The sequence below is a fragment of the Kitasatospora setae KM-6054 genome (genome assembly GCF_000269985.1).
Taxonomy (GTDB): domain Bacteria; phylum Actinomycetota; class Actinomycetes; order Streptomycetales; family Streptomycetaceae; genus Kitasatospora; species Kitasatospora setae.
This window is the reverse complement of the sequence record NC_016109.1, coordinates 6,802,000-6,823,618: the sequence shown is the minus strand read 5'-3', so window position 1 is coordinate 6,823,618 and position 21,619 is coordinate 6,802,000. Positions and strand designations below refer to the sequence as shown.

21 protein-coding genes are annotated in these 21,619 nt (G+C 73.7%); 15 read left to right on the top strand and 6 right to left on the bottom strand.

Going from position 1 to position 21,619, the window contains the following annotated elements; translation table 11 throughout:
• Positions 1-22 precede the first annotated feature (22 nt).
• The 3 genes from KSE_RS30030 to KSE_RS30020 all read left to right on the top strand — a co-directional run bounded on the left by KSE_RS30030 (position 23) and on the right by KSE_RS30020 (position 3,030).
• The gene (locus KSE_RS30030) at positions 23-1,366 is read left to right on the top strand and encodes a serine/threonine-protein kinase (RefSeq protein ID WP_051055425.1); all 1,344 of its coding nucleotides are present in this window, start codon (positions 23-25) and stop codon (positions 1,364-1,366) included.
• Positions 1,367-1,531: 165 nt separating this feature from the next.
• Complete coding sequence (locus KSE_RS30025; protein WP_014139132.1) at positions 1,532-2,359, top strand: hypothetical protein; 828 nt, start codon at positions 1,532-1,534, stop codon at positions 2,357-2,359.
• The gene (locus tag KSE_RS30020; protein ID WP_014139131.1) at positions 2,356-3,030 is read left to right on the top strand and encodes a hypothetical protein; all 675 of its coding nucleotides are present in this window, start codon (positions 2,356-2,358) and stop codon (positions 3,028-3,030) included. Before KSE_RS30025 ends, KSE_RS30020 begins: the two co-directional genes overlap by 4 nt.
• Before the next feature lie 7 nt (positions 3,031-3,037).
• Here KSE_RS30020 and KSE_RS30015 read toward each other — a convergent pair whose 3' ends face one another.
• Positions 3,038-3,907 (bottom strand): alpha/beta fold hydrolase, encoded by an 870-nt coding sequence (locus tag KSE_RS30015; protein ID WP_014139130.1) that lies wholly within the window; start codon positions 3,905-3,907, stop codon positions 3,038-3,040.
• Between the two features lie 53 nt (positions 3,908-3,960).
• On the opposite strand from KSE_RS30015, the gene KSE_RS30010 reads away from it, so the two are divergent.
• From KSE_RS30010 to KSE_RS30000, 3 genes are all read left to right on the top strand, one after another.
• The gene (locus KSE_RS30010) at positions 3,961-4,668 is read left to right on the top strand and encodes a TetR/AcrR family transcriptional regulator (RefSeq protein WP_231873244.1); all 708 of its coding nucleotides are present in this window, start codon (positions 3,961-3,963) and stop codon (positions 4,666-4,668) included.
• Positions 4,669-4,825: 157 nt separating this feature from the next.
• Entirely contained in the window at positions 4,826-5,530 is a 705-nt protein-coding gene (locus tag KSE_RS43050; protein ID WP_014139128.1) for a hypothetical protein, read from the top strand.
• Between the two features lie 180 nt (positions 5,531-5,710).
• Complete coding sequence (locus tag KSE_RS30000; RefSeq protein WP_014139127.1) at positions 5,711-6,241, top strand: NUDIX hydrolase; 531 nt, start codon at positions 5,711-5,713, stop codon at positions 6,239-6,241.
• A 99-nt stretch (positions 6,242-6,340) separates the two neighbouring features.
• Here KSE_RS30000 and KSE_RS29995 read toward each other — a convergent pair whose 3' ends face one another.
• From KSE_RS29995 to KSE_RS29975, 5 genes are all read right to left on the bottom strand, one after another.
• Entirely contained in the window at positions 6,341-7,357 is a 1,017-nt protein-coding gene (locus tag KSE_RS29995; RefSeq protein ID WP_014139126.1) for a substrate-binding domain-containing protein, read from the bottom strand.
• Between the two features lie 303 nt (positions 7,358-7,660).
• Positions 7,661-8,056, bottom strand: coding sequence for a hypothetical protein (locus KSE_RS29990; RefSeq protein ID WP_014139125.1), 396 nt, complete (start codon positions 8,054-8,056; stop codon positions 7,661-7,663).
• Positions 8,057-8,260: 204 nt separating this feature from the next.
• On the bottom strand, positions 8,261-9,013 hold the full coding sequence (locus KSE_RS29985; RefSeq protein ID WP_014139124.1) for a helix-hairpin-helix domain-containing protein: 753 nt from the start codon (positions 9,011-9,013) through the stop codon (positions 8,261-8,263).
• Between the two features lie 124 nt (positions 9,014-9,137).
• Entirely contained in the window at positions 9,138-9,437 is a 300-nt protein-coding gene (locus KSE_RS29980) for a hypothetical protein (protein WP_033257569.1), read from the bottom strand.
• Positions 9,419-9,640: a hypothetical protein gene (locus KSE_RS29975; protein ID WP_033257568.1), complete on the bottom strand. Its 222-nt coding sequence runs from the start codon at positions 9,638-9,640 to the stop codon at positions 9,419-9,421. The genes KSE_RS29980 and KSE_RS29975 overlap by 19 nt, the downstream gene beginning before the upstream one ends.
• Before the next feature lie 536 nt (positions 9,641-10,176).
• Between KSE_RS29975 and KSE_RS29970 the strand changes: the two genes are divergently transcribed.
• The 9 genes from KSE_RS29970 to KSE_RS29930 all read left to right on the top strand — a co-directional run bounded on the left by KSE_RS29970 (position 10,177) and on the right by KSE_RS29930 (position 21,585).
• A complete protein-coding gene (locus KSE_RS29970) occupies positions 10,177-11,802 on the top strand; it encodes an amino acid adenylation domain-containing protein (RefSeq protein WP_014139122.1) in 1,626 nt (541 codons plus the stop codon).
• Positions 11,803-11,998: 196 nt separating this feature from the next.
• Positions 11,999-12,328, top strand: a complete 330-nt coding sequence (locus tag KSE_RS29965) for a phosphopantetheine-binding protein (RefSeq protein WP_014139121.1) — start codon at positions 11,999-12,001, stop codon at positions 12,326-12,328.
• Entirely contained in the window at positions 12,325-13,779 is a 1,455-nt protein-coding gene (locus tag KSE_RS29960) for a flavin monoamine oxidase family protein (RefSeq protein ID WP_106437753.1), read from the top strand. Before KSE_RS29965 ends, KSE_RS29960 begins: the two co-directional genes overlap by 4 nt.
• Before the next feature lie 161 nt (positions 13,780-13,940).
• Positions 13,941-15,683: a class I adenylate-forming enzyme family protein gene (locus KSE_RS29955; protein WP_051055423.1), complete on the top strand. Its 1,743-nt coding sequence runs from the start codon at positions 13,941-13,943 to the stop codon at positions 15,681-15,683.
• Entirely contained in the window at positions 15,683-17,146 is a 1,464-nt protein-coding gene (locus KSE_RS29950) for a KamA family radical SAM protein (RefSeq protein ID WP_014139118.1), read from the top strand. Before KSE_RS29955 ends, KSE_RS29950 begins: the two co-directional genes overlap by 1 nt.
• The gene (locus KSE_RS29945) at positions 17,143-18,159 is read left to right on the top strand and encodes an ATP-grasp domain-containing protein (RefSeq protein ID WP_014139117.1); all 1,017 of its coding nucleotides are present in this window, start codon (positions 17,143-17,145) and stop codon (positions 18,157-18,159) included. Before KSE_RS29950 ends, KSE_RS29945 begins: the two co-directional genes overlap by 4 nt.
• Positions 18,156-19,409 (top strand): AMP-binding protein, encoded by a 1,254-nt coding sequence (locus tag KSE_RS29940; RefSeq protein ID WP_014139116.1) that lies wholly within the window; start codon positions 18,156-18,158, stop codon positions 19,407-19,409. Before KSE_RS29945 ends, KSE_RS29940 begins: the two co-directional genes overlap by 4 nt.
• A complete protein-coding gene (locus tag KSE_RS29935; RefSeq protein ID WP_014139115.1) occupies positions 19,406-20,752 on the top strand; it encodes an MFS transporter in 1,347 nt (448 codons plus the stop codon). Before KSE_RS29940 ends, KSE_RS29935 begins: the two co-directional genes overlap by 4 nt.
• On the top strand, positions 20,749-21,585 hold the full coding sequence (locus KSE_RS29930; protein ID WP_014139114.1) for an SDR family NAD(P)-dependent oxidoreductase: 837 nt from the start codon (positions 20,749-20,751) through the stop codon (positions 21,583-21,585). Before KSE_RS29935 ends, KSE_RS29930 begins: the two co-directional genes overlap by 4 nt.
• Positions 21,586-21,619 lie beyond the last annotated feature (34 nt).

The window sequence follows — 21,619 nt, the reverse complement described above, 5'->3', positions numbered from 1 at the left end:
AACCAGGCTCACGGAGGGAATTTTGTACAACCGACGGCCAGGGCAGCACATCGCGAACCGCTACCGACTGGACAGTAAAATCGGCAGCGGCGGCCAGGCAGAGGTGTGGAGCGCGTTCGACCAGCAGCTCGAAAGGGCGGTGGCGATCAAATTCGCGACAACATTCTACAGCGGCGACACAAAAGCCAGCGACAATGCGGTGAAGCGATTTCAGCGAGAGATGGGCGCCACCGCTGGAATGGATCACCCCGGCGTAGCCTCGGTCCATGACGCCGGATACGAGAGCGGCGCCTTCTACATCGTCATGGAACGCATCGACGGAGCCTCCCTGCATGACTTCATGGAGGAATTCGGAAGTCTCGAACTACCGGTTGTCGCATCCATCATCGTCGGCCTCTGCCACGTGCTGCAAGCCGCCCACGAAAGATCCGTCATCCACCGCGACATCAAGCTGGAAAACATCATGATCACCCGCTTCGGGCTGGTCAAGGTACTGGACTTCGGCGTGGCTTCCGTCCCAGAGCTCGGCCCCCGACTCACCGAACCGGGGCAGTACCTGGGGACTCGGGAGTACATGGCGCCGGAGATTTTCGACGAAAGCCCGTGCCGCCCGGAGACCGACCTCTACTCCGTCGGCTGCATGATGTACGAGATGCTGGCGGGCCAGCTCCCCTTCACCTCCACCAACATTTCCATCCTGGCATTTCAGCACCTCAACACGATCCCCGAATCCATCGCGACCCATCGGCCCGACCTCCCTCCCGACGTCGTCGACCTGGTGATGAAGTTGCTGGAGAAAGACCCGATGTCGCGCATCAGGTCCGCCGACGAACTGAACCGACTGATCCGGCCCCACCTCCCCAAGCCCGGAAGCAAAAGTCCCGACCTCGCCGACTTCCCCGACCCGACCCGAATCTTCCGCGAGCCCTACGCGCCCATGGAGGAGGCAGTCGAGAAGAAGCCGGCAAAGATCTCCAGGAACCCGGTCACCCCGCCACGAGGAGATCTCCGGCAGTACATTCACGATGCCCGCTCCCTCCTGAAGCAAGGGGCTCCGGAGCGCGCACTGGAACTCATCCAGCCCGCGCTCCCCGACTCCATCTCCTACTGGGGACCGGGCGACCCCTATGTGGCGGACCTGCGCAACATCGTCGCTGCGGCCTTCTGCGAACTCGGGTTCCACCAGGACTCCCTGGAACTCTTCGAATCCGTCTTCCAGGACACCGAGGACCGCACCGGGTCCGCCAACGCGCACATCGAGGCTTCTTCGGGACTCTCCCGCTGCCTCGAGCACCTGAAGGAGGAGCCCTCCGCCGAGTCCACCGCCGATCCGAACCACGCAACCGGGGAGGGGAGTTCATCGTAAGGAGGTCTGGCCCTCCGGTGAAATTCCCACCGGACGGAGGCCGGCCGGTGGGCGCTGCGGCCCCGAACATCCCGGTCGGCAGACCCGAGGCAGACCCGATCCAGTCGGTGCACGCGCCGCAGGCGGGCCGGGGGCGGGGGTGGGTCGTACGCTGCTCTCCCTGCCGTGATCATCGAGGATGCGCGCCCGGGCGGCGCGAGTTGGCGGGGGATCTTCGCGGAGCGGGGCCGGGCCTGCGGGTGGGCACTGCTGGGGGTGGTGGCGGGGAGCGCGGTCGTCGACCTGGCGGTGGTGACGGTAATCCAGGACGTGACGCCGTCGTACCAGCTGCTGCAGGTGCTGCTGGTGGTGGTCCTCGCCGTGCTGTCGGCGTACCAGACCGGTGTGGCGATGCGCCTGCTGGCCTTCGGGCCGCGGCCGGACTGGGCGGCGGTCCTGCGGGTGCCGCCGCGGCAGCTGGGCCTGATGGCGCTCTGGTCGGTGCTGCTCTCGGTGTGGCAGCTGAAGCAGCTGCTCTGGGCCTTCCAGCCGGAGTGGACCTTCGAGCTGATGCGGGGACCGGGACGGTGGCCGCTGCTCGTGGCGGCGACGCTCACCGGCGCGCTGGCCGCGCCGCTGGCGGCGGTCGCCTTCCTGGAGGGCGGCGGGGTGCGCGCCTGCTGGCGGCTGCTGGTGCGCGGCGGGGGCGCGACGGCCGCGCGGCTGTGCGCGATCGCGTTCGGCGTGTTCGTCGCCGGGCAGCTGCTCCAGTGGCAGTACACCGAGCTCTTCGTCCGGGGCACTTCGAGGCTCGGCCTGCAGGCGTTCGACCTGCTGTCCGTGCCGGTGGGCCTCGCGGGCACGCTGGCGCTGTTCGCCACCTACCGCCGCTCCCCCGCCGCCCGTCCGACCCTGCCGCTCGGCGGGCCGCCGGCCCCGGCCGGGCCCTCGGCGTACCCGCCGGTGGACGCCGCGTTCGACCACCGGGACCCGTCGGGTACCGTCGGGGCGTGATCGAGGACGTGGCGGGACAGGGTTCGACGTGGTGGGCGGTGGCCAAGGAGCGGGCGCTGCCCTGCTGGTGGCAGCTGCTCGCGGTGGAGCTGGCGCAGCTGGTCGTGCTGGCCGTGCTGGGCGGTGTGGCGACCGGCTCCGGCGCGGCCGGGCAGGCGACGGCGGTGCTGATGTTCGCGATCGGCGCGGTGCTCGGCGGCTGGCTCTGGTCCGCCCGGCTGCGGCTGCTGGAGGGCGAGCGCGACCTGGTGCGGGCGCTGCGGACGGAGGGCGCCCCCGTCCTGCGGCTGGCCCTGCTGACCAGCGCGGTCAACGTGTCCGGGCTGGTCTGGCTGGCGTCGGCGCTGTTCTTCGACGGCGACTCGCTGGTGCGGTCGCTGCTGCCGGTCCTGATCCCGGCCGGCCTGGCGCTGGGCGCGCTGGCCGCGATGCTGCCGATGGCCGTCCTGCTGGAGGGCCGGGGCCTGGGCCGCTCCTGGCAACTGCTGCGCGGCAGCCGGAACTCCGCGCTGCGGATCGCCGCCGTGGTCCTGGGGCAGGCGGTGCTGTCCGTGGTGCTGCCGGGCGCGCTGCCGTCCCTGCTGCTGAGTCCGGTCTGCGCGGTGCTGCTGTACGCGTCCTACCGGCTCTCCCTGGACGAGGAGAAGTCGCTTGCGGGTGGCGCGGCCTGACGCTCCGTCAGCCCGTTCGCAGGATCCGGTCGGCGACCAGGCCCGGCCGGTCGATCGGCAGTGAGTGTCCGGCGTCCGGGACGACCTCGACCCGGACGGCCGGGAGGAGCCGGGCGATCCGGTCGGCGACGGCCCGCGAGTCGTGCAGGGCGCTGCGGGCGCCGAGCAGGAACAGCGCGGGGCCGTCCAGCCGGCGCACCTCCTCGTCGGTGAACACCGGCGGGACGGGCAGCGCCCGCCGGAAGCCCGTCGCGGCGCGGCCGAGCCGCATCAACTCCGCTTCCAGGACCGCGCCGTTGCCGAGCGCCCGGGCCAGCCGCGGGCGCAGCGCGCGCGGGGCGGAGGCGGCCATCCCGCCGGCGATCAGCCAGCCGTAGAAGCGGGGCCCGAAGCCGTTGAACCCGGCCGGGTCGAGCAGGGTGAGCGCACCGGCCCGCCCGGGGTGGTGCAGCCGGTGCCGGAGGGCGACCCAGCCGCCGTAGGAGCAGCCGACCAGGTGGGCGCCGGTGAGGTCGAGCCCGGCGAGCACCTGGTCCAGCCAGTGCGCGGCGTCCCGGCCGTCGGCGATCGGGGCGCTCTGCCGACTGGCACCCGGCTCGCCGACCGGGTCGACGGCGAACACCCTTCGGTGGCGGGCGAGTTCGCCGAGCTGGTGGTGCCACATCAGGGCGTTGCCGCCGGAGCCCGGGAGCAGCACGAGCGGCGGCCCGGCGGCGTCGCCCGCCACCGGACCCGTCTGCAGGACACGGGTGGTGCCGTAGTCGGTGGGGACGTCGCGCGGGGTGCGGGGGCCCGGCCAGAGGGTGGTCAGGGCGCGGTCGTAGGCGGCCTGGAAGCGGTCGGCGGCGCGGGTGTTCCGGAACTCACTGATGCGCATGATACATGTGTATCACGGCATGATACGGGTGTACCAGGGAGGTCTGATCGAACGTGAGCGGAAGCGTGAACAGCGGCGCGGGTGGCAGTGGCAGTGGCAGTGGCAGTGGCAGCAGTGGTAGCGCGGACGGCGGCGGAAGCGGCAGCAGCAGCGGCGGCGCGGGCGGCAAGGTCGAGCACGAGGAGCGCCGGCGGCAGATCGCCGAGGCGCTGCTCCGGATCGCCGACACCCAGGGGCTGCAGTCGGCCAGCATGCGCGCCGTGGCCGCCGAGGCGGGCGTCTCGCTGCGCCTGGTCCAGTACTACTTCCAGAGCAAGGAGGGCCTGCTGCTGGACGCGCTGGCCCGGCTCGGCGCCCAGCTCCAGGACCGGATGGCCCGCTGGATCGCCGCCGCCGACAGCCCGCCCACCCCGCGCTCGCTGGTCACCGCCGTGCTCTCCTGCATCCTGCCCACCGACGCCGAGAGCCGGCGCATCACCCGCACCTACGCCGCGTACTACACGCTGGTGCTGAACGACCCCGAGCTGCTGGCCCGGCACGGAACCGGCCAGGCCGACCTGCTGGAGGGCTTCCTCGCCAAGCAGCTGCACGCCGCCCGGGACGCCGGACGGCTCGCCCCCGGCCGCGACCCGGCGATCGCCGCCGCCGGCCTCGCCGCCATGGTCAACGGCCTCGGCCAGAGCGTCCTGGGCGGCCAGCGCACCGGCGAGCAGGCGCTCGCCGTCCTGACCCGGCACCTGGACGAACTCTTCACCCCCTGAGGCCGGTTCGGCCCGGTCGGCCCGTTCGGCCCGGTGCGCCTGCTCGGCCCGGTCGCCCTCACGCGGCGGCTGCCCCGGGGCCGACGGTGTCCCAGCGGATTGGTATGTTCTCGGACCGTCACAGCCGAAAGTCATCTCACGGGGGATCCACACCAGCATGCGCATCCGTCAACTCGCCGCCACGGCACTCCTGCTGACCGCCGCCCTGACCGTCACCGCCTGTGACCCGGAGGAGGGCTCGGACTCCGGCGCGACCACCGCCGCGTCCGGTGCGGCCACCGGCGCCGCGTCCGGCGCGGCGTCCGGCGCCGCGTCCAAGCCCGCCGCGGCGACCGGCAGCGCGTCCAAGCCCGCCGCCAACTCGGCCAAGCCGAGCACGGGTTCCGGCAAGGACGGCTCCGCGTCGACCGTCGGGCAGCCCGTCAGCGCCGCCGACGAGACCGCGTTCGAGAACGCCAGCATGGACGTCAAGGGTTGCGCCGCCTTCTACAAGACCCACCTGATGATGGTGGTCCAGAGCGCGGCCCCCGGCGAGCTGATCAAGATCAACCCGGTGAAGGTCGAGTGCGGCCAGTACGGGCGCTTCCTGGACATGGGCGGCACCATCCCCTCCTACCGCCGGCTCGCCCCCAACTTCACCGCCACCTTCTTCACCAAGGGCATCAACCCGTCCGGCCACTACCCGCGCTACGAGGCCCGGAAGGCCACCTACGACGAGTACGCGCAGGTCCACCTGCCCTGCTTCGACACCACCAAGCCGGACGACCACCCGGCCGACATCTGCGGCAACCTCTTCATCTACGAGATGGACGCCGCCGGCCAGATCACCTCGATGCACGAAGCCTTCGAGGAGACCGACTGACCTGCGGCCGCCCCGCGACCGGCCCGAACCGCCCCGCGACCGCCCCGCGCCGCCGTCCGCCCGGGAGCGCCGTGGCATTTCATGGCACTTCGGGGCGGTTCGGGGCGGAAGCGGCCGATCGGCACCCCAACTCGTCCGAGCCGACCGGACGTTCGGGGTCCGGCCGATAGGGTCGGACCCATGACGTCACACCCCCAGGGCGCTCCGCCCGTCAACCGGGAGACCTCGCGCATCCTGCTGCTCGACGACCGGGACCGCCTGCTGCTGCTCTGCTCCCGCGACCCGCGACCGGGCGGCACCCGCTGGTGGTTCACCGTCGGCGGCGGCATCGACGAGGGCGAGGACGCGCTGGCCGCCGCCGTCCGGGAGCTCCGCGAGGAGACCGCGCTCGACCTGCCCGCCGAACGCCTCGGCCCGGTGGTCTGGACCCGCCGCACCGTGTTCACCTTCCACGACCACCTGTTCAGCCAGTGGGAGGAGTACCGCCTGCTGCGCCTCACCGCCGCCGAGACCGCCGCCGTCCGGGTCGACCCCGGCGAGGCCCGCTTCGGCCACCACTGGTGGACCGTCGACGAGTTGGCCGACACCGACCAGATCATCCGCCCCCGCCTGCTCGGCCCGCGCCTCACCGACCTGCTCCGCGACGGTCCCGGCCCGGCCCCGCTGCACCTCGGCGACGTCAACGACGACGAGGACCCGGCCTACAACTAGGTCCACGACTCGGCTCCCCACCAAGGACCTTGCCGGAGCGGCGCCGAGCGTCTTCGCGACGGCGGTGCGACGCATGGGCGTCCCTCCTTCCGGGGAGGGTCAGACGCCGCAGGCCGAGGCCGGCAGCGTCAGGAAGCCGTAGGCGGTGGTGGTGGCCTTGCCGGGGGTGGAGCAGAGGTAGCCGGCGGGGCCGAAGACGGCGCGCAGCGCGGTGCTCTGGGTGGTGGCCGGGCTGGCGTTCCACTCGGCGGCGCGGACCACGTTGTACAGCAGCCGGCCGTACGTCGGGTTGGCGAACGCGGCGTTGATCGCCCCGGCGGCGGTCAGCGGGGCGACGCCGTTGATGTTGCGCAGGGTCAGGCCGCCCTTGTCGTCGGTGGCGGTGGTGTGACCCCGGCTCTGGCCCACCCAGTGCCCGACCGAGTACGGGATGAGCACGTCCGGGTCGTTCAGCGCCGGGTCGGTGCCCTCGCTCTCCTGCGGGCCGGTGGTCACGCAGAGCCCCGGGGTCGGACTGCCGATCGCCTTCAGGAAGACGCTCCGGGTGCCGGAGCCGAGTTGCGGGAGGTAGGGCTTGATGGTGCCGGACGTGCCGCCGAAGCTCGCCCAGTTGGTCTTGCCGGGGGCGCAGGAGTAGATGTCGTACAGGTCCTGGGTGGTGAGGTTCGCCGGGGCGTGGCCGCCCGCCTGCGCCGCCCAGGTCACCGCGTCCTTGCCGAACGCCACGAACTTGAGGGTGGCCGGGTCGCTGGGCAGCTGGCCCCGGGAGGAGGACGCGAAGTCCACCGTGGCGCTGGTGGTGGAAGCCAGCAGGCTGATGCCCTGGTCGCTGCCGCCCGGGCGGGCGTTGACAGGGGCGCCGGCCTTCGTGGTGATCGGGCCGGGGCCGTACGCGTTCCAGCTGTACAGGTGCGGGCCGGTGCCGGTGACGGTGGCGTTGTAGTCCGCCGAGAACTGGTCCATCAGCGCGTTGGCCGCATCGGCCCCCGTCCCCACGATGTCCTGCGCGGCGGGCGGCAGCACCGGATCCGCCTGGGCGGGCGCGGCGGCGGCGGACGCGAGCGCGGCGGCCACCAGCAGGGCCCCGAGCGACTTCACGACGACGGTACGACGCATGGTCCTCTCCATCCTCACGGCAAGGGGCCGGCCACCGGCCCGACCCGGCCGATCCTCGCCCCGGCACCGGCCCGGCGGAACAGCCGCCGCCGAGCCGGCGCGGCGCCTTTTGGGTGCCAACTCCCAGGTCAGCCATGGCATATGACAGGACGTCGAGCTTTCAGCGTTCTTCCTGTGGCGCCCTCCCGGACACCCCCGGGACACCCCGGGTACGGGTTGCCGCCTGGCCCACTGCACGAGCCGGGTCACCGCAGTGCGGCGGACGCCGGCGGTGCGGGGACTGTTCCCGTTCCGGGCCCGCGTTCAGTCCTGTTCGACGGGGATCCGTCCGTCGCGCTGGTCGCGTTGGCGGGCGGCCCAGTCGCGCATCCGGCGGACGGCTTCCGGGTCGGCGGCGGCGCCGGTGTCGAGTGCGGTGGTGGCGCCGTCGCCGAGGTCGACGATGTGGTGCTCCATGGTGCCGGTGGCGACGATGGAGAGGACGGCGAGGAGTTCGTCCTCGACCTCGGAGGTGAGGTGGGGACGGTCCTCGTCGGGGACGTCGATGAAGTGGTCGGTGTCGGGGGTCGCCAGCGACGCGACGGCGCCGGGCAGGATCCGGCCCAGCACCCGGAACTCGGCGGGGTTCATCCGGGCCCGCAGGGTGTCGAGGTACAGGCGCACCTGCTCGGCCCGGGTGGGGGCGGTGTCGTGGTCCACGCGGCCATCCTGCCAGCTCCGCCGGGCGGCGCCCCGCCCCGGGTCCGGGCGGGTCCGGCGGGGCGGGGCGAATTCCGTGGCGGTTGTCGGCGGGTGCACCGCACCGTCACCGGACAGACGCCGGGCGGGGCGCACACGCGCCAGGCGAGCAGGACCCGGCGAGCGGGACCCGGCGAGCGGGACCCGAGGCCCGGGGCCCGCGCGTCACTTCGGCAGGAAGACCGCGTACTCCTTGACCCGGGCGGTCTCGCCCTCCGCGAGTTCGGCGTACACCGCCACCTCGTCGACCGTCCGGAACTGGCCCAGTTCCTCGCGGGCCCGGACCACCCGGGCGGCCGTCTCCGGCGACAGCGAGCAGTGGGCGGAGATCACCTCCGCCGGGGCGGAGTTGAGGTCGACCAGGCCGCCGTCGTCGTAGGGGCCGGTCAGGTCGGGGCGGCCGATCCGCAGTTCGTGCGCCACCACGGCGTCCCGCGCGGCCAGCGCCCGGGCCTCCTCGCGCCGGGCCCGGGCGGCGAGGCGGGCCGCCACCGCGGGGTCGGCCGCGCCGGGGCCGGTCGGCGGCGGGACGGGCGGGGCCGCCAGGCCGAAGACCTCGCGGCGGACCGGGGCGATCTGCAGGCAGGCGGACGTGACGAGGCCGATCAGGGCGAGCACCCACAGCCCCTCCAGCGCGTTGCCCACCTTGCCGGTGACGTGGCCCTGCGCGTCCTTCGGGACGAAGGAGTTGAGCGTGAACAGCAGGACGACGAGCACCGCGTAGACCGCCGCGCGGATCCGCAGGGCGCGGCGGTTCAGCCGGGCGGCCGCGTGCAGGAAGGGCACCGGCGTCAGCAGGCCGAACGAGCAGATCATGGCGACGAAGTACCACTTCCCCGTCGGGCGCCGGGCCGGCGGCGGAGGCGGGAGGGGCGGGGTCGCGTTGCCGGCGGAGCGGGGCGGCGGGGGTGCGGTCATGGTGGCGGCTCTCGTCCGGGGCCGGGCCGTGCGGGCTGCGGACGGGCCGCGCCGCGGGCCGGGGCCGGGGCGGCAAGTGACGTCCCATGGTAGGGCGTTCGGGACGGTTCGGGGCCGGGTTCGGTCAGTCTCCGGCGGCGTCGGCCGTGGCGTCGGCCGTGGTGGCGGCCGTGGCAGTAGCAAGGGCGATGCCGGGGCGACGGTGGCGGCGGTCGGTGAGGGCGAGCAGCAGGGCGGCGGTGACCGGGAGCGCGGTCATGGCGCGGAGCAGGCCGCTCTCCGGGTAGGTGTCGTGGCGCAGGTGCAGGGCGAGGTACGCGGCGGCGAGGCCGGCGGCGCAGGCGAGGGCGAGCCCGGCTTCGGCCCGACGGCCGGGCAGGTGGCTGAGGTTGTAGAGCAGCGCGGTCAGCGCCGCCGGCAGCACCTCGGGCCGCAGCGCCCACCCGGACCGGACGGGCCCGGCGGCAACGCTGCCGCCCCCGGAGCGACGGCAGCCGGGGCGCTCACGGCCGGGGCGCTCGTGGTCGTGCCGCTGACGCCCCTGCTGCTCGCGGTCGGGCCGAGCAGCAGGGCGGCCCCGGTGGAGCCGAGGACGGCGATGTCGACCAGCAGCGCGGTGGGGGTCATCCGGAGATGCCACTGCCGGCCGTCACGGTGCGTTACCGTCCGGTGCGTCGAGCGCCCGGCAGGTGGAGGCGGGCGGGCTGCCTCCGGCGGCGACCGGGGGTGATCGAAGGGCGGGTCTCCGGGCGGTTTGACAGGGACGCTGCCACCCCGGGGAATCCGACCGCCGGAGCCGCTGCGGTAAAAGTATGTTCGAACACCAAGCAGGTGTGCTCGACAGGGCTTGCTATCCGGGGCTCCCCTCCCCTCACTCCCCTCCGGCGGATTTCCGAAAAGCAGCGTCGATTCGCTGACGTACCGTCATTCTTCCTTCCGGGAAGCACTCCTGGCCGCACCGGAGCGCCGTCGGCAGGTCTGCACCAGTGCGGGCGAGTTGATCACGGAACGTGATCAAGGGGCAGGTGGAGGGTGTTCACGGGTCGATCACGCATCCCCCGGATAACGCGTCCGGGGGCCATTGTGGGCCCGGATCGCGGAAGGTAGAGTCCCGGTTCGCCGAAGCACGGACGGGCACCTCTGGGCATTTTCTTGGAGCGGGCATGTCAAAGAACGGCGGCGTCAGCAGACCGGGTTCCGACCTGCTGGACGCGTTCGCGGAAACCGCCCTCCGGTATCCCGAACGAACCGCGATCGAGTATCCCGATCACACCCTCAGCTACCGTCAACTCGCGCTGTCCGTCAGCCGGTTGGCGAATGCGCTGGGTGACCGACCGGGCTCCGTGGCCGTGTCCGCCGGGCACGCACCGGAGACCGTGGTCGCCCTGCTGGGCATCCTCACGGCGGGCGGCGCGTACGTTCCGCTCGACCCCGCCTTCCCGGCCGACCGGCAGCGCCGGATGGCCGCGGCGGCCGGCTGCACCGCGCTCGTCGGATCTGCCGCGCAGGCCGCGCTGCTGGGGCTGCCGCACGTCCCGGCACCGCTCGGCGCGACGCAGCTCGGCGCGACGCAGCTCGGCGCGACGCAGCTCGGCGCGGCAGGGCTGGACGCGGCGCCTCCCGGAACCACTCCGCCCGGTAGCGGGGCCATCAGGGCCGCCGGGATCGCCGGGGCCAGGCCGGACGACCCCGCGTACGTGCTGTTCACCTCCGGGTCGACCGGGCAGCCGAAGCCGGTGCTGACGCCGCGCGGGGCGATCTCCGCAGTGGTCGGCTCGCTGCGCGGGCTGTTCGGGGTGGGGCCGGAGGACCGGGTGCTGCAGTTCGCCTCGCTGAACTGGGACACCTGCTTCGAGGAGATCCTGCCGGCCCTGACCTCGGGCGCCCGGCTGGTGTTCGAACCGGAGGCGCACTCGGTCTCCTTCCCCCGGCTGCTGCGGGCGGTGGAGCGGCGCGGCATCACCGTGCTCGACCTGCCCACCGCGTTCTGGCACGAACTGGTGCTGCACCTCGCCGAGGACGGGCCGGACGCCGAACTGCCCTCCTGCGTCCGGCTGGTGGTGATCGGTGGCGAGGCCGCCGACCCGGCCCGGCTGGCCGACTGGAGCCGGCTGGCGGACAGCGCCCGGATCCGGCTGCTGAACACCTACGGCTGCACCGAGACCACCCTGATCACCCACGCGGTGGACCTGCTCGGCCCCGACACCCCGGAGCCGGGCCGCCCGTGGGACGCGGCCACCCGGGCGCCGATCGGCCGCGCCCTGCCACACGTCGCGGAACTGATCACCCCCGAGGGCGAGTTGCTGATCGGCGGCGCCGCCCTGGCGGCCGGCTACCCCGGGCTGCCGGAGGTCACCGCCGAGCGCTTCGTCGAACGGGCCGGGCAGCGCTGGTTCCGCACCGGGGACCGGGTCTCCCGGGCCGCGGACGGGGTGCTGACCCACCGCGGCCGGATCGACCACGAGGTCAAGATCCGGGGCATCCGGGTCGACCCGGGCGAGGTCGAGACCGCGCTGGGCGCCCACCCCCGGGTGGGGCTCGCGGCGGTCACCGCGACCACCCTGGCCGGACGCACCGCCCTGGTCGCCTACGTCGTCCCGCGCCCCGGCGGGGCCGACCCGGCGCCGCCGACCGCCGAGGAACTGCTGCGCCACCTGCGCGAGTCGCTGCCCGCCCACCTCGTCCCGAGCCGGCTGACCGTCGTCCCGGAACTGGCCCGCACCGCCGGCGGCAAGATCGACCGCGCCGCCTCGCACCTCCTGCACGGCGGATCGCCCGTCCCCTCCTGAACTGCCTTTTTCTGAACGTGAACTGACGGTAAGTCAGTACACGCGACCGCAGCACGGAACCGCCGGCACCACCGCGCACCGCACCACCTCGCACCGCGCACCGCCGCACCACCGTCCACGCACAGCACCGCGCACCCCGCACCGCTGGCACCACCAGGACCACCGCGCACCCCGCACCGGTCGAAGGAGACCCCTGATGAGCCTCGACACACCCGCCGCCACGCCTGCGGCCCCGCCCACCGCCACGCCGGCGGCCACGCTCTCCGGCACCGACCCCGCGCTGCTCGACTCGCTGACGGCGGTGTTCCGCCGCGTCCTGGAGCTGGCGGAGGTGCCCGCGGACGGCAACTTCTTCCTGCTGGGCGGGGATTCGCTGGTCGCCACCCGGGTGCTGAGCGCGGTCGCGCGCGCCCACGGCATCGAACTGACCTTCGACGACTTCCTCGTCGACCCGACCCCGGCCGGCCTCGCCGAGCGGATCGCCGGCGCCGCCACGGCCGCCACGGGCATCCCGGCCGCCCGGTGAGCGCCGCGCTCTCTCCCGACAGCGCGCACCCGCTCGCCGCCCCTGCCACTCCTGGCGTCCCGGGTTCGGTCGTGGTGGTCGGCGCGGGCCTGGCCGGGCTGACCGCCGCCGTGGAGCTGGCCGAGCGGGGTGTCCGGGTGACGGTGCTGGAGGCCCGGGAGCGGGTCGGCGGACGGGCGTTGGGGATCGAGGTGGCGCCGGGCCGGTGGATCGACGCGGGCGCCGCGTACCTGGGCGACCGGCACACCGAGTTGCACGCGCTGCTGGCGGCCTGCGACCTCAAGACCGTGCCGACCGACATGCGGGGCGCCAGCCGGTTCGCGCTGGCCCCGACCGGCTCCGCCGGGCAGGACGCCGACGCCGCAGGCACCCCTGACACAGCCGACACCGCCGACACCGCCGACACCGTCGACGGCCGCTTCCCGCCGCTGAACGCGGTCGCGCTGGGCGACCTGTTCGAGCAGTTGGAGGAGCTGGCGGCGGCCGTCCGCCCGGACGCGCCCTGGCTGACGCCGGACGCCGAGCGGCTCGACGCGCTGACCGCCGCCGACTGGGCGGAGCGGCAACTCGCCCACCCGGACGCCCGGTTGTTCTTCCCGCTGTTCCTGGGCGAGATGATGGCCGCCGACCCGGCGAAGGTGTCCGTCCTGCACATGGCCTTCTACCTGCGTTCGGGCGGCGGCCTGCGCTATCTGAACGCCTTCGCGGGCGGCGCGCAGCAGGACCGGGTGGCGGGCGGCGCGCACCGGCTGTGCGAGCGGCTGGCCCGGCGGCTGCTGGACGCCGGCGGGGTGCTGCGCACCGCCGAGCCGGTGCTGTCCGTCGAGCAGTCCGCCACCGGGGTCACCGTCCGCAGCACGCAGGGCAGTTACCCGGCGGAGGCGGTGGTGGTGGCGGTGCCGCCGCTGCTCGCGGACGCGATCGACTACCGGCCGGAACTGCCGGTGCGGCGGGCCGCCTCGCGGACCGAACGGGGCTGCGCGGTGAAGCTGAACCTGGTGTTCCCGGAGCCGGTGTGGCGGGCGCACGGCCTGTCCGGCTGGTCGGTGAACGCGGCGGGCCCGCTGCTGTCCACGGTGGACGACACCCCGCCGGAGGGCTCCCCCGGCGTGCTGACGGGTTTCGTGACCGGCGCGGAGGCGCACCGCTTCGCCGCCCTGCCGCCGGACGAGCAGCGGTCGGCGGCGGTCGCGCAGGCCCGGCGGCTGTTCCCGATGCTGCCCGAGCCGATCGGCTTCCACGTCACCGACTGGGTCAACGAGCCGTGGAGCAGGGGCTGTTACGCGGCGCTGTTCGGGCCGGGCGACTGGTCGGCGCTCGGTCCGACGCTGACCGCCCCGCACGGCCGGGTGCGGTTCGCGGGCACCGAGACCAGCACCGAGTTCTTCGGCCTGCTGGAGGGCGCGATCCGCTCCGGCCGCCGGGCGGCCGCCGAACTGCTGGCCGGCTGACCCGCCCTCCCCCGCCCCACTCTGCCCCGTCCCGCCCCGCCCGCTCGAAGATCTGACGGATCGTCAGGTCCGAACTCCCCTGTTCCGTCGGGCCTTTCCCCTGGCCCGGTGCACGCCCTACCAAGGCGCGCACCGGCGACGAGTCCTGCTTGGAGACCACCATGAGCAACCAGACACCCCCGACCCCGGCCGCACCCCCGGCCCCGACGCCGATCGCCCCGCTGGCCGTCCGGGAGGGGTTCGCGGCCGATCCGACCCTGGGGGCGGGGAACTTCCTCGACCGGGCGATCGAGGCGAACCCGAACCGGGCGGTGCCGTACGCGTTCTCCCACCGGCTCGACCACCGGGGCGAGGTGGTGCTGGTCGGGCACAGCCTGCTGGACCTGGCGGCGCTGCGCGACCGGTACGCGGCCTGGCACCACGCGATGGGGGTGCGGCCGGGCGAGCCGGTGGGCGTGGTGGTGGCAGAGGGGCTGGAGCCGCTGCTGCACTTCTTCGCGCTGACCGCGCTGGGTGCCGTCCCGGCGCTGATCAACGACGCGATGCGGCCGGACGTGATGGTGCGCTACCTGGACCACGTCGGCGTGGTCGGGGTGGTCGCGGACGACACCACCCGGCTGGCCTCGGCGTACCGGCAGGACCCGCGCCGGCGGCCCCGGTTCCTGGCGCTGACCGCCGAGGTGCAGGCGTTCGACGCGGCGGCGGCGCCGCTGCCGGAGCAGTACCCGTACCGGCACGCGGCCGAGGACGTGGTGGCGCTGATCCACTCCTCGGGGACGACCGGGACCCCGAAGTCGACGATCCTGGCGCACCGGCAGTTCTGGGAGGGCAAGCAGCCGCGGATGACCCGTTTCCCGGCCGAGCCGTCGGACCGGCTGATGTCGCTGATGCCGCACACCCACGCGGGCGGTCTGAGCTACTTCCTGACCGCGACGCTGCTCGGTCTGCCGACCGTGGTGATGGGCGGCTGGAGACGCGCGGTGGTGGAGCCGGTGATGGAGGCGTTCCAGCCGACCATGGTGGCGTCCTTCCCGCGCACCTTCGTCGAGTTGGCCACCGGCGAGCTGCCGGTGGCGGGCGCGGCCCGGGTGCACTCCTGGTTCAACACCGGCGACAGCGCGCACTACGGGCACGTCCGGCGGCTGGTCGAACTGGGCGAGCGCCCGGCCGGGTTGATCAAGCCGTGGCTGCTGCCGCAGGAGAAGGCCGATCAACCGGCCCTTCCCGGTTCGCAGTTCGTGGACGGCCTGGGCTCGTCCGAGATGGGCATGGCGCTGTTCGGCCAGGTCACCTCGCCGGAGACGGAGCGCGCCGACCGCTGCGTGGGCAAGCCGTCCGAGGTGGTGGAGCACGCTGCCGTGCTGGACGAGGACGGCAACGAACTCCCGGACGGAACACCGGGTTTGCTGGCGGTGCGGGCGCCGTCGATCACGCCCGGGTACTGGAACAACGAGCGGCTGACGGCGAGCTTCCACCTCTCCGGGTACTGGCTGACCGGCGACGTGGCCTACCGGGACGCGGCGGGCCGGTTCTTCCACCTGGACCGGACGGTGGACGTGATCGACACCCTGGACGGGCCGGTGTACAGCCTGCCGCTGGAGGAGGTGCTGCTCGCCGACTGCGCCGAACTCGTCCGGGACTGCTCGGTGGTGGGCGTCCCGCACCCGGCCGGCGGGCAGCGGCCGATCGCCGTGGTGCAGCTCCAGGAGGGGGCCGGGGCCCTCGACGAGGAGGGGCTGCTGAAGGCGGCCAACGCCGAACTCGGCCGGGCCGGGCTGGCGGAGCTGGCCGCGCTGCGGGTGGCCCGCGCCGACGGGGACTTCCCGCTCGGCCCGACCGGCAAGGTGCTGAAGCGTGAACTGCGCACCCGGCACGCCACGTTGCTCACCGGTTCGGCTTCCTGATGGAGCGTCAGTCTCAGCCGTACCAGTACGTCCGGCGGCCGCTGGTGGAGCCGGACTGGCGGCGGCTGCCGGGCTGGCGGGAGGTGACGGCGGAGCAGTGGCGGGACGCGCAGTGGCAGCGGGCGCACTGCGTGCAGGGCGAGCGGCAGTTGCGGCAGGTGTTCGGGCCGCTGCTGACCGACCGGTTCTACGACGAACTGGCCGCCGACCAGCGCGAGTTCGCGACCATGTCGGTGCTGGTGCCACCGCAGATGCTGAACACCATGGCGGCGGGTGCCGAGTTGGCGCCGGACGCGTTCACCGAGGCGTTCCTGGCCGATCCGGTGCGGCGCTACATGCTGCCGGTGCGCTCGGACCGGCACCCGTCCTGGCCGAGCCATCCGCTGGCGGCCCGGGACTCGCTGCACGAGGCGCAGATGTGGGTGGTGGAGGGGTTGACCCACCGCTACCCGACCAAGGTGCTGGCCGAGTTGCTGTCGACCTGCCCGCAGTACTGCGGGCACTGCACCCGGATGGACCTGGTGGGCCGTTCGACCCCGCAGGTCGCCAAGGCGCGGCTGGTGCTGCGCCCGGCGGACCGCGAGGAGCAGATGCTCGACTACCTGAAGCGCACCCCGTCGGTGCGGGACGTGGTGGTGTCCGGCGGCGACCTGGCGAACGTGCCGTGGCCGCGCCTGGAGTCTTTCCTGCTAAGGCTGTTGGAGCTGGGGTCGGTGCGGGACATCCGGCTGGCCAGCAAGTCGGTGGTCGGGCTGCCGCAGCACTGGCTGCAGCCGAAGGTGCTGTCCGGGGTGGAGCGGGTGGCCCGGCTGGCGGCCCGGCGCTCGGTCAACCTGGCGGTGCACACCCACGCCAACCACGCGGCGTCGGTCACCCCGCTGGTCGCGGAGGCGGCCCGCGGGCTGCTGGACGCGGGCGTGCGGGACGTGCGCAACCAGGGCGTGCTGATGCGCGGCGTGAACGCGACGCCGACGGCGCTGCTCGACCTGTGCTTCGCCCTCCAGGGCGAAGCGAACATCCTGCCCTACTACTTCTACCTGTGCGACGTGATCCCGAACGCCGAGCACTGGCGGCTGCCGCTGGCCGAGGCCCAGCACCTCCAGGAGGCGATCCTCGGCTACCTGCCGGGCTACGCGACGCCCCGGCTGGTGGCGGACGTGCCGGACGTCGGCAAGCGCTGGGTGCACCAGGCAGTGGGCTACGACCGGGTCCGCGGCATCTCGTACTGGACCAAGAACTACCGCACCGGACTTGAGCTCCGGAGCGGTGAAGTCCCGGTCGGCGGAGACGGGTTGGGCCGCCGGCACCCGTACGTCGACCCGGTCGACACGCTGCCGCCGGAGGGGCGGGCCTGGTGGGCCGAACGGGCCCCTGCCGGACGGGACTTCGACCTTGGCGACCTGGGCGAACCGAACGACCTGAGCGACCTGAGCGACCTGAGCGAGCTGGAGGAGAGCGGATGAGCGAGCAGCGGGCGCCGTTGCGCCGGATGTGCTGGATCTTCCCGGACCGGGAGTCGAGCCGGTCCGGGGCGATGTGGCGGCACTACTTCTGGGACATGTACGCGGAGATCGCCGCCGAGTTGGGCATGGCGTGGACGATCCACGCCCCGGAGGCGGTGACGGTGGACGGCACCGAGCCGGGCCGGCCGCGGGTGTACGTGGACGGCGAGCGGGTGGCGCCCGAGGACACGCTGTTCATCACGGCGCTGTACTCGCTGCCGTACCAGTCGATGGACGTGTTCAACCAGTTGACGCTCTGCACGGTGCTGGAGCAGGCCGGGTTCTACCTGCCGTTCCCGGCGCAGGTCTCGCTGCTGGGCAACGACAAGCTGGCGACGGTGCTGTTCCTGGCGGACTCGCCGGTGCCGCCCGTCCCGTCGGTGCGGATCGGCTCGGGGCGGGACGTCTCCAAGCACCAGTACGAGGCGGCGCTGGACGGCCTGACCTTCCCGGCGATCGTGAAGCCGTCCGGCTGGTGCGGCGGCGGCGGGATCTGCCTGGCCCGCTCCCGGGAGGACGTGCGCGGCCTGGCCAGCCTGGCGCAGGGCGGCGACACCGTGCTGGTGGCGCAGCCGTACCTGGGGGACGGCACGGTCGACTACCGGGTGTACGTGGTGGACGGGCGGCCGTACGCGGCGCTGCGGCGCACCCCGGAGGCGGGGTCTCCGGTGGCGAACGCGAGCCGCGGCGGGTCGATGGAGTTCTGCGAGATTCCGCCGGAACTGGTCGACGCCACCGCGTACTTCGCGAAGAAGCTGCCGATCCCGTTCTTCTGCGTGGACTTCCTGCACGACGGCGAGCGGTTCTGGTTCTCCGAGTTGGAGCCGGACGGGGTGATCGCCCCGGACCTGGACGACCCGGAGCGCCCGGTCCAGCGGGACGTCACCCGGGCCCGGTTCGCCGCCTACCGGGACGCGCACGCGGCGTTCCTGGCGGGTGCCGTGGACGGAGCGGTCGGGGGTGCGGGGCGATGACCTTCCCGCCGACCTCCCCGCTGACCTCCCCGCCGAGCTTCTCGCTGACCGAGGAGCAGGCCGCGGCCGGCCTGGCGGTGGCCCGCCGGACGCTGGAACTGCTGCGCGGCGTCCCGGAGTTCGACGGCCGCTACGACGCCTTCCCCGGGCCGTCCTCGCTGGCCGAGCTGGCCGCGCTGCCGCCGCTGGCGAAGGACGACCTGAACACGGCGCTGGCGCACCTGGAACCGGCCGCCGAGCGGGGCGCGACCTGGCTGTTCCAGAGCGGCGGTTCGACCGGCGCGCCGAAGGTCGGGTACGCGCCGACCGGGTTCTACATGGCGAAGGTGTTCGAGCACTGGCGGCCGCTGGACCGGGACGACGTGTTCGTCAACGCCTGGGGCGCGGGACGGATGTGGGGCGCGCACTTCCTGGCGGCGGGCCTGGCCGACCTGTCCGGCTGCCGGGTGATCGCGCTCGGCTCGGTGACGGCCGAGGAGTACCCGGAGTGGCTGGGGTTCCTGGCCGACCGGCGGGTCACCGCGATCGGCGGCACGCCGAGCGTGCTGCGGCTGTGGTTCGCGCACGCCCGCGCGAACGGGATCGAACTGCCGTCGCTGCGCAAGGTGTTGTGGCTGGGTGAAGCCTGGCAGCCGCAGCTGGAGGAGGACTTGGCGGTGGTCGCGCCGAAGGCCCGGCGGCACGGCATGTTCGGCTCCACCGAGACCTGGGTGGTGGGCTCCAACTCGCCGGACTGCCCGGCCGACACCTTCCACCCGTTCCCGCACCAGCTGGTGCACGTCGGCGACGGCGGGCTGCTGGACTTCACCTCGCTGGACCCGGCGATGCTGAACCCGGTGCTGCGCTACCGCACCGGCGACGCGGGCGAGTTGACGTCCTGCCCGTGCGGCCGGCCGGGCCCGGCGATGCGGGTGCTGGGACGCCGCGACAACGTGGTGCAGATCCGCGGCCTGGGCCTGCACGTGGACGAGCTGCTGGCCCGGGTGGAGCGCGAGCCGGGCGTCAGCCGGGCCCAGGTGCTGGTCACCGAGCAGGGCGGCCGGGCGAAGTCGGTGGACGTCCTGGTGCTCGGCGAGCTGCCGGACGACGCGGCCGAGGCGCTGCGGCGCGAACTGCTGGCCGGCACCTTCACCTTGAGCACCGCCTTCGTCCACGACCCGGAGCACGTCCGGGTCCGGGTGGTGGACGCGCTGGTCAGCAACGAGCGGACCGGGAAGACCGCCGGGTTCGCGATCCGGGAGGAAGCGTGAAGCTGGGCAAGCCCGAGCAACTGGGCCGGGGCTTCAACCTGTTCTGGTTCGGCAAGTCGGTCTCGAACATCGGCGACCGGGTGACGGTGTTCGTCGTCCCGACCCTGATGATCTTCGTGCTGCACGCCTCGGCGTTCCAGGTCGGCATCGTCGCGATGGCCCAGTACCTGGGCATCCCGCTGCTCGGCCCGGTGGCGGGCGTGCTGGTGGACCGCTGGGACAAGCGGCGCACGCTGATCGCCTGCGACCTGGTGCGGCTGGTGGCGGTCGCGGTGATCCCGGTCGCGTACTGGCTGGACTTCCTCTCCACGCCGCTGCTGTTCTGCTGCGTGGCGGCGGTCTCCGGGGCGACGATCTTCTTCAACGTCGGCTACCTGGTGGCCGTCCCGGCGGTGGTCGAGCAGCCGCACCTGGTGCGCGCCTACTCCCGGCTGGAGGGCAGCGGCTCGGTCGCCGAGGTCTCCGGCCCGTCGATCGCGGCCGCCCTGTACGGCGCGCTCGGCGCGGCCTCGCTGCTGGTCGACGCGGCCAGCTACCTGGTCTCGGCGGCCTGCTTCCGCTGGATGCGGCCGTGGGGCCAACCCACCGTCGTCCAGGGCTCGGTGTGGCAGCGGCTGACCCTCGGCTTCCGGCTGAACTGGCAGGACCCGGTGCTGCGCCGGGTGGTGCTGGCCGCCGTCACCCTGAACTCCGGCGGCCCGGTGTTCGTCACCGTGCTGCCGGTGCTCGCCTACCGGGGCCTGGGCGTCACCGTCGGCGTGTACGGCGCCGCGATGTCCGCGGGCGCGGTCGGCGCGCTGCTGGGCGCGCTGGTCGCCCCGAAGATCGGCGAACGCCTGGGCATCGGGCGGACGCTGGCCTGGGCGCTGCTGCTGCACTGCCTGGTCGGCCTGGGCGTGCTGGCCGCACCCGCGCTGCCCGCCGGGCCGGTCATCGCGGTCACCATGGGCTGCTACGGCTTCTTCATGTCGTGCATCAACGTGTGCTCGGCGCCCATCCGGCAGTCCCGGATGTCCGCGCGGCACCAGGGCGTCATGCACGCCGCGTTCCGCACCGCCACCTGGGGCGTCATCCCGCTCGCCGCGCTGGCCGGCGGCCTCGCCGTCTCGCTGCTCACCGGCCCGCTCGGCGTCCTGGACGCGGCCCGCTGGACCATGGTCGGCGGCACCCTGCTCGCCGCCTGCTCCTTCCTGCCCGCGCTCGGCGTGCAGAACCGGATGGACGCCGACCTGCCGAAGGCCGTCGACCTGGTCGACCTGGTCGACGCGCCGCCGGGCGCGACTCCGGGCGCACCGCCGGCCACGCCGGGGAGCACCACCGAGCCTGCGGAGGCCGCGAAATGACGGACCATCAGGTAGTGCTGATCACCGGCTGCTCGTCCGGCATCGGGCTGGCCACCGCGGCGGCGGCCGACCGGGCCGGCTGGTCGGTGGTCGCCACCGTCCGCGACCCGGGGCGGGCGGCCGACGCGCTGCGGGCGGCCGCGCCCGGCGCCGAGGTGCGGCGGCTGGACGTCACCGACGAGGCGTCCGTCGCCGACTGCTTCGCCGGGCTGGAGCGGCTGGACGCGCTGGTCAACAACGCCGGGATCTCCAACTTCGACCCGACCCTGGAGATGTCCACCTCGAAGGCGCTGCGCGCCAACCTGGAGGTCAACTTCTTCGGCACCGTCGCGGTCTCGCGCGCCGCGATGCCGCTGCTGCGCGCTGCGGGCGGCCGGCTGCTGACCATCGGCAGCGTGCACGGCGTGGTCGGCCAGCCCTTCAACGAGGCGTACTGCGCGGCCAAGTTCGCCGTCGAGGGCTTCATGGAGTCGCTCGCCCCGGTCGCCGCGGCGCACGGCGTACGGGTGTCGGTGCTGGTGCCCGGCTACGTCCCGGACACCCGCTTCGGCATCTTCCCGGACGTCAACCGCCGTACCGTGCAGGCTGCTTCGGGCCCGTACGCGGAGACCTTCGCCGCGTACGGCGACCGGATCGGCGCGCACTGGGCGGGCGCCGGGCAGCCCGCCGCGGAGGTCGCCGAGGCGGTGCTGCGGGCGCTGGCCGAGGAGCGGCCGCCGTTCCGGATCCCCACCGGCCCGTGGGCGGCGGCCTACCTGGACGCCAAGCTCGCCGACCGCGACGGCGGCGCCGTCCAGCGACTCGCCCGCGAATGGATCGGCCTCGCCCCGTAGTTCCCCCTCCCTTCCCCTCCCGAGGAGCCAACCG